The organism is Brumimicrobium glaciale, assembly GCF_004152935.1.
Taxonomy (GTDB): domain Bacteria; phylum Bacteroidota; class Bacteroidia; order Flavobacteriales_D; family Crocinitomicaceae; genus Brumimicrobium; species Brumimicrobium glaciale.
On the sequence record NZ_SETE01000006.1, the window covers coordinates 185,952 to 200,539 of the forward strand.

General features: G+C 34.8%; 12 protein-coding genes, 1 tRNA gene and 1 pseudogene. 12 read left to right on the top strand and 2 right to left on the bottom strand.

Annotation, left to right across the window (positions count from 1 at the left end; translation table 11 throughout):
- The first annotated feature begins 148 nt into the window (after positions 1-148).
- The 12 genes and pseudogenes from ERX46_RS14220 (at position 149) to ERX46_RS14275 (ending at position 13,488) form a co-directional block, all read left to right on the top strand.
- Complete coding sequence (locus ERX46_RS14220; protein ID WP_130094539.1) at positions 149-1,318, top strand: FtsW/RodA/SpoVE family cell cycle protein; 1,170 nt, start codon at positions 149-151, stop codon at positions 1,316-1,318.
- Position 1,319: 1 nt separating this feature from the next.
- Positions 1,320-2,420 (top strand): undecaprenyldiphospho-muramoylpentapeptide beta-N-acetylglucosaminyltransferase, encoded by a 1,101-nt coding sequence (gene murG, locus ERX46_RS14225; RefSeq protein ID WP_130094540.1) that lies wholly within the window; start codon positions 1,320-1,322, stop codon positions 2,418-2,420.
- Positions 2,420-3,778: a UDP-N-acetylmuramate--L-alanine ligase gene (gene murC, locus ERX46_RS14230; protein ID WP_130094541.1), complete on the top strand. Its 1,359-nt coding sequence runs from the start codon at positions 2,420-2,422 to the stop codon at positions 3,776-3,778. Before murG ends, murC begins: the two co-directional genes overlap by 1 nt.
- Entirely contained in the window at positions 3,775-4,572 is a 798-nt protein-coding gene (locus ERX46_RS14235) for a cell division protein FtsQ/DivIB (RefSeq protein ID WP_130094542.1), read from the top strand. The genes murC and ERX46_RS14235 overlap by 4 nt, the downstream gene beginning before the upstream one ends.
- 1 nt (position 4,573) lies before the next feature.
- Positions 4,574-5,845 (top strand): cell division protein FtsA, encoded by a 1,272-nt coding sequence (ftsA, locus tag ERX46_RS14240; RefSeq protein WP_130094543.1) that lies wholly within the window; start codon positions 4,574-4,576, stop codon positions 5,843-5,845.
- Positions 5,846-5,874: 29 nt separating this feature from the next.
- On the top strand, positions 5,875-7,491 hold the full coding sequence (ftsZ, locus tag ERX46_RS14245) for a cell division protein FtsZ (protein ID WP_130094544.1): 1,617 nt from the start codon (positions 5,875-5,877) through the stop codon (positions 7,489-7,491).
- A gap of 10 nt (positions 7,492-7,501) precedes the next feature.
- The gene (locus ERX46_RS14250) at positions 7,502-7,948 is read left to right on the top strand and encodes a GatB/YqeY domain-containing protein (protein ID WP_130094545.1); all 447 of its coding nucleotides are present in this window, start codon (positions 7,502-7,504) and stop codon (positions 7,946-7,948) included.
- Between the two features lie 362 nt (positions 7,949-8,310).
- A complete protein-coding gene (locus tag ERX46_RS14255; protein ID WP_130094546.1) occupies positions 8,311-9,231 on the top strand; it encodes a hypothetical protein in 921 nt (306 codons plus the stop codon).
- 56 nt (positions 9,232-9,287) lie between these two features.
- Positions 9,288-10,019, top strand: a pseudogene (locus ERX46_RS14260) (YggS family pyridoxal phosphate-dependent enzyme).
- A gap of 850 nt (positions 10,020-10,869) precedes the next feature.
- Entirely contained in the window at positions 10,870-12,210 is a 1,341-nt protein-coding gene (mgtE, locus tag ERX46_RS14265; protein WP_130094547.1) for a magnesium transporter, read from the top strand.
- Positions 12,211-12,390: 180 nt separating this feature from the next.
- Positions 12,391-13,233: a universal stress protein gene (locus ERX46_RS14270; RefSeq protein ID WP_130094548.1), complete on the top strand. Its 843-nt coding sequence runs from the start codon at positions 12,391-12,393 to the stop codon at positions 13,231-13,233.
- A 181-nt stretch (positions 13,234-13,414) separates the two neighbouring features.
- Positions 13,415-13,488 (top strand) — tRNA-Asn (locus ERX46_RS14275).
- Positions 13,489-13,753: 265 nt separating this feature from the next.
- Here the strand turns inward: ERX46_RS14275 and ERX46_RS14280 are convergent.
- Complete coding sequence (locus ERX46_RS14280) at positions 13,754-14,101, bottom strand: diacylglycerol kinase family protein (RefSeq protein ID WP_130094549.1); 348 nt, start codon at positions 14,099-14,101, stop codon at positions 13,754-13,756.
- 225 nt (positions 14,102-14,326) lie between these two features.
- Entirely contained in the window at positions 14,327-14,584 is a 258-nt protein-coding gene (locus ERX46_RS14285) for a NifU family protein (RefSeq protein ID WP_130094550.1), read from the bottom strand.
- Positions 14,585-14,588: the final 4 nt, after the last annotated feature.

Below are 14,588 nucleotides of genomic sequence, written 5' to 3' on the forward strand. Positions count from 1 at the left end.
ATAGAGTTGTCAAGTTTAGAGTGAAAAAAGTTGAAAATTTTTAAAGTAGAGGATAGTTATAAGGTCTAAATAAGGCGTGAATTTATAAAGTTGATAATAGAGAAGCGTAAAGTTAAAGAAGTAAAAGATTTAAAGTAAATAAGTATAAGTGCAAAATATATTCAAATATCTAAAAGGAGACAGGGTAATCTGGATCGTCACCATTCTATTTTTGGGATTATCCATGGTGAGTGTCTACAGCTTTGTTCCCATTCTTGTGAAAACAGAAGGAGGGACGCCATTTAGCTATTTGTTTAAGCATACCATATATATTGTTATTGGGTTTTTGACAATGTATTGGGTTCATCGACAGGACCCTAAATACATTGAAAAACTGTCTAAATTTATTTTTATTATTGCCATTGCCCTTCTGGTCTTCACTTTCTTCTTCGGCGTACGTGTCAATGATGCATCGCGTTGGGTAAGGGTTCCAATCATTGGACTTACCTTTCAAAGTTCTGATTTTGCCAAGCTTGCATTAGTAATCTTGCTCTCTCGTCGTTTGGTCAGTAATCGTGATTATTTTGATTCATGGAAGAAAAGTCTCTTCTCTGTAGTTGGTCCGATTTTATTAATTTGTGGATTAATTGCCAAAGACAACTTCTCAACCGCAGCCATAATTTTTATGGTGAGTTTGCTTTTGTTGTTCGTAGGAAAATTTCCAATGAGCAAAATATTTACTGTCATTGGAAGTGGAATAGTTTTAGCTGGAGCACTTGTTTTGACTCATATTGCTCTTCCAGCTGCTAACCTTTTACCGCGTTTTGATACTTGGGTAAATCGTTTCTTTAAAGCGTATGGTAGTGAAGGTGCTTCTGTAGAAAATATGCAAGCCATTAATGCGAAATTAGCCATTCATAACGGTGGATATACGGGTGTTGGTGTTGGTGATGGAGACCTAAAGCATTACACACCTGAAGCCTATGCCGACTTCTATTATTCTTCATTCGTTGAGGAATTTGGATTAATTAGTGCCATATTTTTAATCTTTTTGTACTTGATTTTATTTTACCGTATCTTGAGAATCGGATTGAACGCTAAAAACTTATTTGATACGTATTTATCTATAGGAATTGGATTGTTGTTATTGTCCCAAGCCATGGTAAACATGTTTGTTTGTACGGGAATTATGCCTGTCACCGGTCAAAATATGCCTTTCCTAGCAATGGGAGGATCAGCCATGGTAATGAGTTGCGTTTCTTTGGGTATTGTATTGAGCATTGCGCACAAGAATAATCCTAAAGGTGAATCTTTAAATTCAAACTTAAAATCGGAATAAGATGAGCATCAAAAAGGTAATCATTTCGGGCGGTGGAACAGGCGGACATATATTTCCAGCTATTGCCATCGCTAATCGCATTAAGAAAGAATATCCAGAAGCTGAAATTTTGTTTATTGGAGCTGAAGGAAGAATGGAAATGACGCGTGTTCCTGCTGCAGGCTATAAAATCGTTGGTTTATGGATCAGCGGATTTCAACGCAGAATTACAGCAAAGAATTTATCATTGCCTTTTAAAGTTTTGGCTTCTTTAATGAAGGCCAGAAAAATCATTAAGAATTTTAATCCTGATGTGGTCATTGGAGTAGGTGGCTATGCAAGTGCTCCAACTTTGAAGATTGCCAGTATGTTGAATATTCCAACAATTATTCAAGAACAGAATTCTTATCCTGGTAAAACAAATAAATTTCTATCTAAAAAAGCAACAAAAATTTGTGTAGCTTATACTGGATTAGAAGAGTTTTTCCCTGCTCATAAAATTGAAATCACTGGAAATCCTGTAAGGGCAGAAGTGGTTCAAATTGAAGGATTAAAAGACAAAGGAATTGCACATTTTAAATTAGATCCAAACAAGCAAACTGTTTTAGTTGTTGGAGGAAGTTTAGGAGCGAAAACACTTAACGAAAGTTTTGTGGATAAAATAAAATTGCTTCAAGAAAACAATGTGCAGTTGATTTGGCAATCCGGAAGTTATCAATACGATGAAATGCTTGCCAGAACCAAAGATCTCGATATGACAGGAATTGTGCTCACGAAATTCATCAATGAAATGGAAATGGCGTATGCTGTTGCAGACATTATCATTTCTCGTGCAGGTGCAATAGCGATTTCAGAATTGTGCATTATTGGTAAGCCGATTGTTTTGGTTCCTTCTCCTCATGTAGCAGAAGATCACCAAACAAAAAACGCAATGGCTTTAGTTAAAGACAATGCTGCGATTTTAATAAAAGATGTTGAAGCAAGAGAGAAATTAGTTCCACGTTTATTAGAATTAATTAATAATCCGGAAGAACAAAAAGAATTGGCAACAAACATTCAAAAGAAAGCAATTGCTAATGCAGATGAACGAATTGTAAATGTGATAAAAAGTATATTAGCGTAATGAGATTAAATTATTCAAATATCTATTTTATTGGAATCGGAGGAATCGGAATGTCTGCGCTTGCACGCTATTTTAATGCTAAAGAAATTCGTGTTGCTGGTTATGACAAAACAGAAACTCCGCTAACCAAGCAACTTTATTACGAAGGAATCGATATTCATTATAACGACCTTGGAAAAGATGTAAAATTAGTAGTCGGAGATCCATCTTCAACATTAATCGTAATTACACCGGCTGTTCCTGCAAATATGGAGGAATTACAATATTTAAAAGAACAAGGATTTACCATTAAAAAAAGAGCAGAAGTGTTAGGAAACATAACTGCTGATTTCACAACTTTAGCAGTCGCTGGAACTCATGGTAAAACAACAACTTCTACCTTGCTTGCACATGTTCTTACCTCAACTGAGCATAAATGCAACGCTTTTTTAGGTGGAATTAGTGCTAATTTTAATTCAAATTTATTAATTGAAACTTCTAGTCAAATAATGGTTGTTGAAGCAGATGAATATGACAGAAGTTTTCATCAATTAAAGCCTTTTTCATCCATTATAACTTCTACAGATGCTGATCATTTAGATATTTATAAAAGTAAAGAAGCATTAGTTCAAGCATTTGAAGAATACGGAAATTTGATTGCGCCAAAAGGAAAGTTAATTGTGCATCATTCAGTTGATGTTTGTCAAGATTTACCAAGAATTACTTACGGAGTAGAAACCAAAGTTAAAACAGATTATAAAGGAAGTGGCTTGAAAATGGAAAACGGTCAATTCATGATGACCGTGGAAACACCAACAAAAATTTTTAAGAATGTTGTTTTAGGCCTGCCAGGAATTCACAATGCTGAAAATGCACTTTCTGTAATTGCAATGTGTGAATCAATCGGGATTAAAATGGAGGAAATTCAACCTGCTTTGGAAAGCTTTAAAGGTGTGAAAAGAAGATTTGAATTAGTAGCCCAAAAAGAAAACCTCATTTATATTGATGATTATGCTCATCATCCAACGGCGATAAATAGTTTACTAGATTCTGTAAGATTAATCTACAAAGATTTACCAATTCATGTTGTTTTTCAACCCCACTTGTTTTCTCGTACACAAGATTTTATGAATGAATTTGCAGCTTCTCTGAGTAAGGCAGATAATGTAATTTTATTGCCTATTTATCCAGCCAGAGAAGAGCCAATTGAAGGTGTAACAAGTGAAGCCTTGTCTGAAATGATGTCTGTTAAATCTCAGGTTTTATCTCCTGAAGAAGCTTTGAAAGCATTATCAAAAATAAATAAAGGAGTGATCTTAACAGTGGGTGCTGGAAATATTGATCGACTTGTAGAACCAATTGCTGAAATGATTTTATGATTAAATTCCTCAAAATAGCGCTTTTAATATTCATCTTCGGAGGAACAGTATTTTTGTTGATTGCTGCCAATGAGAAGATTGCAGAACAACGTTTACAAAGTCCTATAATTGAATTAAATGTTCAAGACGGAATTACTTTGTTGACAGAAGAAGAGCTTTTGAATGAATTACGCGTTTTGCATTTATTTCGAGATAGTTTACAAAAATCGGAATTAAAAATCGAAGCAATTGAAAGCTATTTAGAAGAAATGAATGAGGTTTTAACCGCTGATGTTTATATGCAATTAGACAATAAGTGGCACATTGATGTAAAAACAAGAAGGCCAATTGCAAGGGTTATTGCCAGCGGAGTTGATGATTTTTATATTGACAATGATTATGAGTTAATGAGACTTTCACCCTATGCAAAACCAAAAATACTTGCATTCACAGGTTTAGAACAACTCATTAGTAGTAAGCTGGGTTACGACGAAATAATTAACAATGATAGTTTGAAAACTATCTGTAAGATGGATCAGATCTATCGTATTTCAAACTATGTTTGTAAGGATGCTTTTTATAATGCACAAATTGTTCAGGTTCATTACACGAAAAAGGACGGTTTTATTATGATTCCAAGAGTAGGTGAACACAAGATCATTTTTGGAGCAGCAGATTCAGATGAGATGGTTGCAGATAAGTTTAAAAAACTAACCACCTTTTATGAAGAAGTTATACCGTACGAAGGTTGGAGTAAATATGAATCAATCAATTTGAAGTTTAAAGATCAAATTGTTGCCAAGAAAAAAGAATAGGATGTCAGAAATAATTGTAGGAATCGATATTGGAACAACAAAAATAGCTTGTTTTGTTGGACGCAAAAATGAACATGGAAAGATCGAAATTCTTTCTATGGGAAAAACCGAATCTCATGGGGTAACGCGTGGAATGGTTTCCAATATTGAAAAAACAGTTAATTCTATAAGAGAAGCTGTTAATCAAGCGCAAGAACAAGTCGAAGGCGAATTAACAATTGGCTTGGTGAATGTCGGAATCGCTGGTCAGCACATTAAAAGTTTACAACACCGCGGAATTTACACACGTAATTCAACGCATGAAGAAATATCTCAAGCGGATATTGATGCTTTGATTGATGACATGTACAAATTAGTGATGGAGCCGGGTGAAGAAATTATTCACGTACTTCCTCAAGAATATATCGTTGATGGTGAACAAGGAATTATTGATCCTATTGGAATGTCTGGTGTTAGAATGGAAGCAAATTTCCATATTATCGCGGGTAGAATTGCAGCAGCCAAAAACATTCAAAAATGTATTCATAAAGCAGATCTTGAAGTAGATGAAACTATTTTAGAGCCTTTAGCAAGTGCTGCGGCTGTTCTTTCAGATGAAGAAAGAGAAGCAGGTGTTGTTTTGGTAGATATAGGTGGTGGTACAACTGATATTGCAATTTTCCATGGTGGAATTATTCGTCATACTGCAGTTATTCCTTTTGGAGGAAATGTAATTACGGATGACATCAAAGAAGGATGCACAATTTTACAACGTCAAGCAGAATCTTTAAAAGTGAAGTTTGGTAGTGCCTTAGCAAGTGAAAGTCAAGAAAATGAAGTAGTTTGCATTCCTGGATTAAGGGGACGCGAGCCTAAAGAAATATCCATTAAAAGTTTGTCTGGAATTATTCAGGCGCGAATGGAAGAAATTATTGAACACATCTATTACGAAATTAAAAATTCAGGATATGAGAAACGTCTCATTGGTGGAATCGTTGTAACAGGTGGTGGAGCAGAATTAAACAATATTAATCAATTGTTTGAATACGTTACGGGAATGAATTCTCGTATTGGTTATCCTAACGAACATTTAGGACAATCTGCTACCAAAGAAGAATTAACAAGCCCAATGTACGCAACAGGAGTTGGACTTGTGTTGAAAGGTTTTGAATCGAATGAACGCAACAAACGCTCAATTGCAGCGGTGAAAGGCCATTCGAAAAAAACAAAAGGATCATTTTTCGACAAGCTTCTTGAAAAAGGAAAAAGCTGGTTTGAGGAAGATGTAGAATAATTAATTAGCAACCGATAAAAATAAATAATATGGAATTTGATATCCCAAAAGATCACTCGTCAATCATCAAAGTAATTGGTGTTGGTGGTGGAGGAAGCAACGCGGTGAATCACATGTATAACCAGGGTTTTGATGGAGTAGACTTCATTGTTTGTAACACTGATCGTCAAGCACTCGATATTTCCCCTGTACCATATAAAATTCAGCTAGGACCTTCATTAACTGAAGGAAGAGGAGCTGGTTCTATTCCGGAAATAGGAATGAATGCAGCCATTGAAAATATTGAAGACATTAGAGAATTATTGTCAAACAATACAAAAATGGTTTTTGTTACTGCTGGAATGGGGGGTGGTACCGGTACTGGTGCAGCGCCTGTTATTGCAAAGGTAGCAAGAGAATTAGGAATCTTAACTGTAGGTATCGTAACTGTTCCTTTCAATTTTGAAGGAAGAAAACGTCGCCAACAAGCAGAAGAAGGATTGGAAACTATGCGTCAATCTGTTGATACTTTATTGGTAATCAACAACGAAAGATTACGTGAAATTTCTGGAAACTTAACGCTTGGAAATGCATTTGCGCAAGCAGATGATGTTTTAGCTACTGCGGCAAAAGGAATTGCTGATGTGATTTCTGTAACTGGAGCTATCAACGTTGATTTCAATGATGTAAACACAGTAATGAAAGACAGTGGAGTTGCTGTCATGGGTTCTGCGGTTGCTGAAGGAGATAATCGTGCAATGGAAGCTGTTCAAGCAGCATTGTCTTCTCCTTTATTGAATGATAATGATATTTCTGGAGCTGAATACGTATTGTTGAACATTACTTACGGTTCTAAAGAAGTGTTGATGGATGAAATTTCTGACATCACTGATTATATTCAAGACGAAGCAGGTTCAACTGCAGATGTTATTTGGGGACATGGTTATGATGAAACACTTGGTGAAAGCTTAAGTGTAACTATCATCGCTACTGGCTTTAATCATACTCCAGTAACTGGATTCGAAAAAGCACCTGAAAAAAAAATTCAAATCCTAGAGGAGGAGAATAAAAAAGAAATTTCAACGCCTTTGGTTTCTGCAATTGCACAAAATCAATACAAAGCACCAAAGGTTGAAGAACCATATATAAAGTCTAAAGAGGAAGAAGAAGTTGTTGATAAAATTGAAGAACCATCTGCACCAACCATGAATTGGGAAGTGAAGACTGTTGTTCCAACTCCATCAACTCCTTCGCCAACACCTCAGCCTACTTCATCAGAACAGAAGCCAGAAGAAGCAAAAAAAGCTACTGAAACAACTGAGAAGAAGGAAAGCGTTAAACGTTTTTTCTTAGATGATGAAATGGATGAAGAAACTGCCTTTGAAGGGAATGTAACTTCGCATGAATTAACGCAAGAAGAACAACAAAGACGTACACAAGAGCGTTTGGAGCGTATTCGTAATTATACTTCACACTTAAATAGTGCAGAAGGTTTGAGCGAATTAGAACGTGAGCCAGCTTTCAAAAGAAGAAAAATTAACTTGGACGAAAATGTAAGTTCTTCAAATGACACAACTTCAAGATATGAAGTTTCTGACCCAAAGAATAGCGATAACAATACAACGTTACGTGGTACGAATTCATTCCTACACGATAACGTAGATTAATAAAGAAACAATGAGTTTAACAGATCAAATAAACCAAGATATCAAGGACGCAATGCGCGCCAAAGACAAAGAGAAATTGGGTGCTTTACGTGATATCAAAGCAAAACTTTTAAACGAAGCAACTTCAGGAAAAGGAGATGTGGATGAAGCAAAAGAGAATCAAATTATCATCAAGTTGCACAAGCAGCGTATGGATTCATACAACGTTTATGTTGAGCAAGGAAGAGAAGATTTAGCAGAAACAGAAATGTTTGAAGCGAAAATCATTGAAAACTATATGCCAAAAATGATGGATGAAGCAGAAATTAGAACTTTAGTAATTGAAGCAATTGCTAAATCTGGAGCTTCAGGCCCTCAAGATATGGGTAAAGTTATGGGTCCTCTGTCAGCTAAACTTGCTGGAAAAGCAGACGGTAAATTGATTTCAACAATTGTAAAAGAGGAATTAAATAAATAGCCAATTACTTGTTAATATAAAATCGGTTATGAAAAGACCTCTACTTTTTTTGAAAGTAGAGGTCTTTTTCGTTCTAATATTTTTTCTTGAACAGTTCCCTCTTTTTTGAACAGACCACCAAAAATCAGCTACCGCGAGATTTTATCTCTTGGTCTGATTTGCTAATACATCTTTTATGGTTCAGTTTTTGCACTTTAAAAACGCAACACACTGTATATAATATAAATAAGTCTAGTTATCCTGAGGTCGTGACGCAACCATTCCTTATATTTGGAGTTTGCAATGTGCAAAGCTAGCGGATACAAATATTTGCAATGCCCTCGGTACCTTAACCATTAGTCAATGTTTTAAATTTTAATAATATGAAGTCTTACATTTCGCAACTTTCTTTTGTATTGATCTTGGTCTTGACGTTTTCTAGTCCTTTCACTTCTTATGGACAATTGATAGATAACGCAAATGGAAAGGTATTCACCAACCGACCGTTTTTTAATGAAGATGTTATTCGAATGAAAGGAATTAAATCTATTTCAGGAAAGGAAATTCATTATAAATTAGGAGATAAACCAAGAGACACGGAATATTTCAAATCTTATATTTTTAATGAAAAAGGCCAGTTAACTCAGCAATTTGAAAGTGTTGAATTAACAATTGAGGCCGACACATTAATTACCTATTTTGATTATGATGACAACGGTAATATCTTAGCTATTCGTCAACGTGATAATTATGGGAATTACGCATACTTCTATGAATATGACGAAAAAGGAAGAGTAACTAACGAAGAATACCGACGTGAATTATCATCTTTCCCTATCAAAACACCTGACTTTATTCTTGGTAAAAGATTTATTGCTTCTTCTGAAAGATCAACTTATGAAGATTTTGACGGAGTCCAAAAAAGAACTTTTTACAACAATGATTTTCCTTACAAAAGCATTATCACTCAATACAATAAAAAGGGTTTAATAATCGAAGAAGTCGAAAGACTAGAAAGAATGCCCGGTTCTAAAACTACCCAATACCATTACAATAGAAAAAGTGAAATAGACAGTATCACAGTGCGTTCGAGTATTGTTGGTTTTCAAAATAGATCTTTCGTCTATGGATATGACAAACTGGGAAATTTAGTGAAGAAAGAAGAATTCAAAAACGGAGATTACGTTATGCAATACCAAGTTTTGTATGATGAAGAAACATTGCTCATCGATGATGTATTGGTGCAACACATTTCCTCAGACTTTATAAAAGTACTTGAATTGAGAAGGTATGCTTATCATTAATCGTCCTTGCTTCAAACAATCACAAGTTATTCCTTAAATAATAAAAACGTTTTTCTATGACTACTCATATAAGCGGGAATTTAAATATCATTCATAACAGAATTGTCAAAGCTTGTGAGAATTCTAAACGTAATCCGAAAGAGGTGCGTTTACTTTTGGCAACAAAAACTGTTGATTCCAATAAAATCCTTTTTGCACTAGAACAAGGCGAATTACTCATCGGTGAAAACAAAGTCCAAGAGCTTACAGAAAAATGTACAGCTATAAAATCGTTGCATCCTGAAGTTCATTTTATAGGTCATTTGCAAAGTAATAAAATCAAAGAAGTTCTAAAATGGGTGAGTTGTATTGAGACAATCGATAATCTTGATTTAGCAGAAAAACTACACCAAAGACTAACGTTTGAGAAAAAGGAAATAGATATTTATATCCAAGTAAACACTTCTTACGAGGAAAGTAAATTCGGTGTCGCTCCGGAAGAAGCAATTGAATTAATTAAAAACGTTGCTTAATTTGATAATATTCATATTAAAGGATTAATGACGATTGGATTATTTAGCGCAGAACCAGAGAAAGTTAGAAAATGCTTTAAACTCTTAAAGAGTATTCAATCGGAAGGTATAGCACTTAATTTACCAAACGTTGAGTTAAAAGAACTATCCATGGGAATGAGCGGAGATCTAGAAATTGCAATTCAAGAAGGTGCTACAATTATTAGAGTTGGTACCGCTATCTTTGGTGAAAGAATTTATCCTGATAGCTATTATTGGGATGAAGAGAAGAGTTAATCTAAAAATATCCACCTTTTTAATCTGCGTTACATTGAGCGGTGTAGAATTATCATTTTTTGCCAGATCTTTTTGGTATTAAAACTAAATTAGTATTTATTGATTCAAATTTTCACTTGAAATAGTAGTTAGAACTATAAACAAGGGCTCTATATGAAATACTGTGGGTAATCAATTTTAATCCTTTAAAAAATTAATAGTGCTAGTACGAATTTAACTGTAACCTACACGAGTTGTATTTTAAAGTATTTTTCCAAATCATCATTTTATTTTTACTGGAAAGTATATGGATATCTTTAATTCAGTTGGTTAGTCCCGTCGGGACGACATATTAACAGCCAAGGACGTAAGTCCTTGGTTTAAAACAAATAGATATAAAACAAAACCCAACAAAATCGGCCTAATTGCATGCAATTAGGCCGATTTTGTTGGGTTTTGTTTCGGTTTGTATCGTTTGGCGGATGGACTTACGTCCATCCCTATTAATATGCCGTCCCTCTGGGACTTATAACGATAAGTAATTAATTAACAGGGGGTTATAAAATTAAGTGAAAAGTATTTTAATAGAAAGTTTCCATCTAAATAAAAGTAGAACCAAATTAACAATCGTTTAGCTTCAATTAAAACCATAGATTTTAAATCTACCCACACAAAATCATATAGAACTATAAACTTGTTAGCACCAATTCTCTAAATCAGCTATTTTTATTTTTTTTCGATTCTCATTCGATTTATAAGTGTCTTAAAATAGCAATTAATCAATTTTCTCCTTTTCTTAGTAGACTTTATTAGCAGCATCCAAAAGTGATTGCTTTGGTATTTTAATGTCGTATAAAATAAAACGATTTTGATGAATGAAATAAAATCTGCCTTAATTCCTTTGATTGAAAATCAAGAATGGAAGAAGTTGAAAAGTCAAGTTGAAAAGCTCGAGCCTTATGATGTTGCAGAGCTTTTTGAAGAACTTTCAGAACGTGATAAGATCATTGTTTTTCGTTTACTCAACAACGAACAAACCAAGGATGTCTTTAAAATGCTTTCTCATGAAAAGCAACAAGAGATAATTGACGGATTAGCCGAAAACGCTAATAAAATCACTCGCCTTCTAAATGATATTGAGCCAGATGATAGGACTGCATTTCTCGCTGAATTGCCTGGAGAAGTTGCACAGAAATTAATTCAACAACTTTCTCCTGAACAAAGAGCAATTACCAATCAATTGCTAGGGTATCCAAAAGACAGTATTGGTCGACTAATGACCACGGAATATGTTGCTGTTCGACCAGAGTTTACTGTCGAGGAAACATTTCAGCATATCCGAAAATTTGGACATGATTCGGAAACTTTAAATGTGATTTATGTCGTTGATGAAAACTGGAAGCTTATTGATGATTTACGCATCAAAGAATTGATATTAGCCGATCCAAATCAAATTGTTGACGATCTTATTAATCATAATTTCAAAGCGCTAAAAGCAACTGATGATCAGGAAGAAGCAATTAAGAAATTTAAAAATTATGATAGAGTTGCACTTCCGGTTTTAAGTGAAGAAGGTGTGCTTATTGGTATTGTTACCTTCGATGATATCATGGATATTGCAGATAATGAATCTTCTGAAGATTTCCATAAATTCGGAGCAATTCGTAGTGCCATCTCTAATCCATTAAAAGCGCGCGTTTTTGAATTGTACAAAAATCGAGTGGTCTGGTTATTGGCATTGGTTTTTATGAATTTATTTTCTGGAGCAGCTTTAGAGAGTTTTGAAAATGTGATTCAATCTGTCGTTGCATTGGTGTTTTTCCTTCCGCTTTTAATTGATAGTGGTGGAAATGCAGGTTCGCAAACGGCAACACTAATGATTCGATCTTTGGCTATGGGAGATGTAAAAATCTCTGACTGGTACAAACTAATTGGAAAGGAATTAGTGGTTTCATTATTTCTAGGAGTCACAATGGCTGCTGGAGTTTCCTTAGTCGCTAGTTTTCGAGCGCCAGAAGTAATAGGTGTTGTTGCGATAACAATGGTTTTGACTGTCTTAATGGGAAGTATCGTTGGATTATTATTGCCATTTATCTTTACCAAGCTCAAACTCGATCCAGCAACTGCAAGCGCACCATTAATTACATCCATTGCTGATATTAGTGGCGTTCTAATTTACTTTAGTATTGCTAGTTGGTGGTTTGGATTTTAATCATTTGTAACAAAGTCAGGGTAAAACTTCAAGTTTCTTGTATAGAATTACGATTAAACGAAATGCTCTGAATGTATTTATCTTTAACCCAAGAAATAAATATCACTTTAATGATATTTTCCCACATTCGCATTTTAGTTATTTTTAATAAGATTTATTACCTTGTTCAAAATTACGATTATGAAAAAGATACTAGTACCTACAGATTTCTCTGAATTTGCTTTGAATGCTGCAAAATTAGCTGCTAGCATTGCTAAAAAGTTCGATGCACGAATCTATTTCCTTCATGTTGTATCAATGCCTCAATATGAAACAGGAATTATCCCTGGTCAGTCGAGTCAAGACGTTGCAGAAGGATTGTTCATCTTAAAAAAGGTGAAGATGGATTTTCAAAAATTGATAAGTCAAGATTTTCTAAAAGATGTAAATTTCGCAACTGCAATACAGTATGATGGAGTTTATGAATCTGTCGTGAGTCAAGCCAAAAAGCATGATATAGACTTAATTGTCATGGGAACACATGGTTCCTCCGGATATGTAAATGATTTCTTTATCGGTAGCAATACAGATAAGATCGTCCGACTTTCTGAAACGCCAGTCTTAACGATAAGAGATGAAGTGGTAAACCCAAAATTCGATAAACTTGTTTTCGCAAGTGACTTTGGTGATGGTGTTGGACAATCTTTTAGAAGAATAGCTGATATAGCAGACAAGCTTAAGTCGACTGTTGAGTTAGTACGTATCATTACAAGAGATGATTTCTACTTCTCAGGGCCAATGCTAGATGCTATGGATTTGTTCGCAAAAGAACACGGATTGTCAAACTACAACTGTCATGTTTATGCCGCTGAAAGTGTTCAACTAGGTATTAATGAATTTGCTCAACGTAAAAATGCAGACATGGTTACTACAATTACGCATGGAAGAAGAGGTTTAGCAAGACTATTTAATGGTTCAGTAACGAGTGATATCATGAAATCTAGTCCACTTCCTGTCTTATCTATCCGGGCCGAGAAAAAATAATTCATTGATTATATGGAGCTTGCAGAAAAGATTGAAAATATTTCATTTTTTTTCAGGTTATCCTTGTTTTAGATGAAATAAAATCTCTATATTTGCACTCGCAGTTGAGGAAATGATTTGTAATAACAAATGAAAATTTCAACTTTAGATTTTAACCAGAATATAATTATAAAGAATATATTCCTCCTTAGCTCAGTTGGTTAGAGCATCTGACTGTTAATCAGAGGGTCCTAGGTTCGAGTCCTAGAGGAGGAGCAAAATTGAGCTTATCGTTTTAACGGTAAGCTCTTTTTGTTTTAAAGAGGATTGTGTTTGGTTGGAGCGGTTGCAGCCATCCAAACAACGGATCAAACGACAATCCAAATCAATAGACCATCCATACGCAGTCAAAACAACCATTCAGTCAGCCGGCACAAACAATCACAAATAATAAAGAGCTTTGTGATGAATGTTTCTGAATTATGTCTTCATGGAAATATCAACCACACAAGCCCTAATTTGAAGTTTATGAATTATCGCTTTACAAAAACCTCTCTACCAAATGGGGATAGAAAACCAAAATCCCAATTAAAACAGCAAAAAGGGCAGCTATTAAAACTGCCCCAGCGCTTATATCTTTTATAATTTTGATTTTTTGATTTGACTCTGTTGAATACAGATCACAGATTTTCTCAATGGCGGAATTAATAATTTCCAATGACATTACTAATCCGCTGACTAAGAAAAGCGAAATCCAATCCTGAATTGAGATACTTAAGGAAAAGCCAAGTATAACAACCAATAAAAATGCTAGAATATGAATTTTGAAGTTACGTTCTGAACGCAACATCTGAAATAATCCACGAAACGCATGGTTAAAACCAAACATGTACTTGATATGTTTTTTACTGCTAAAAAGTGTCCTCAATAAAAGTAATCATATTTGAATCTTTGATTAGAAAATTTATAAGACAAGTCTTGTGAAATTTTTAACTATCAGGAGTCCCAACTGTAAACGTCGGGATGCGATGCCCTGCGTTGTGCAGAGCCTGCCGAATTATGCTTGCCGTAGTAAGCATAACGCAGTACAGTATTTTGCGTTTCCTTGCAAAGACTAGTTAATAAAAGTATCAGAAGGATCAACAGCTTCTACCCTTATTACTTCTGGAGCGGCTCTTTTTACAGCCTCTTCGAGTCCAGCTTTCATAGTCATTGCACTCATCGAACAATCGCGACATGCACCTAATAATCTTACACGAACGACTTTATCTTCAGTAATTTCAACCAATTCCATATCACCGCCATCTTGTTCTAAAAATGGACGCAACTGGTCTAATGCTTCGTTTACTGTGTCTTCTAATGTTTTGGACATGTTA

Bases quoted from the DNA above. Each gene is read 5' to 3' on its own strand.
- ERX46_RS14250 (WP_130094545.1), top strand. From the start codon at position 7,502: ATGAGTTTAACAGATCAAATAAACCAAGATATCAAGGACGCAATGCGC.
- ERX46_RS14235 (WP_130094542.1), top strand. From the start codon at position 3,775: ATGATTAAATTCCTCAAAATAGCGCTTTTAATATTCATCTTCGGAGGA.
- ftsA (WP_130094543.1), top strand. From the start codon at position 4,574: ATGTCAGAAATAATTGTAGGAATCGATATTGGAACAACAAAAATAGCT.
- ERX46_RS14255 (WP_130094546.1), top strand. From the start codon at position 8,311: ATGAAGTCTTACATTTCGCAACTTTCTTTTGTATTGATCTTGGTCTTG.
- ERX46_RS14285 (WP_130094550.1), bottom strand. From the start codon at position 14,584: ATGTCCAAAACATTAGAAGACACAGTAAACGAAGCATTAGACCAGTTG.
- mgtE (WP_130094547.1), top strand. From the start codon at position 10,870: ATGAATGAAATAAAATCTGCCTTAATTCCTTTGATTGAAAATCAAGAA.
- murC (WP_130094541.1), top strand. From the start codon at position 2,420: ATGAGATTAAATTATTCAAATATCTATTTTATTGGAATCGGAGGAATC.
- ERX46_RS14280 (WP_130094549.1), bottom strand. From the start codon at position 14,101: ATGTTTGGTTTTAACCATGCGTTTCGTGGATTATTTCAGATGTTGCGT.
- ERX46_RS14270 (WP_130094548.1), top strand. From the start codon at position 12,391: ATGAAAAAGATACTAGTACCTACAGATTTCTCTGAATTTGCTTTGAAT.
- ftsZ (WP_130094544.1), top strand. From the start codon at position 5,875: ATGGAATTTGATATCCCAAAAGATCACTCGTCAATCATCAAAGTAATT.
- murG (WP_130094540.1), top strand. From the start codon at position 1,320: ATGAGCATCAAAAAGGTAATCATTTCGGGCGGTGGAACAGGCGGACAT.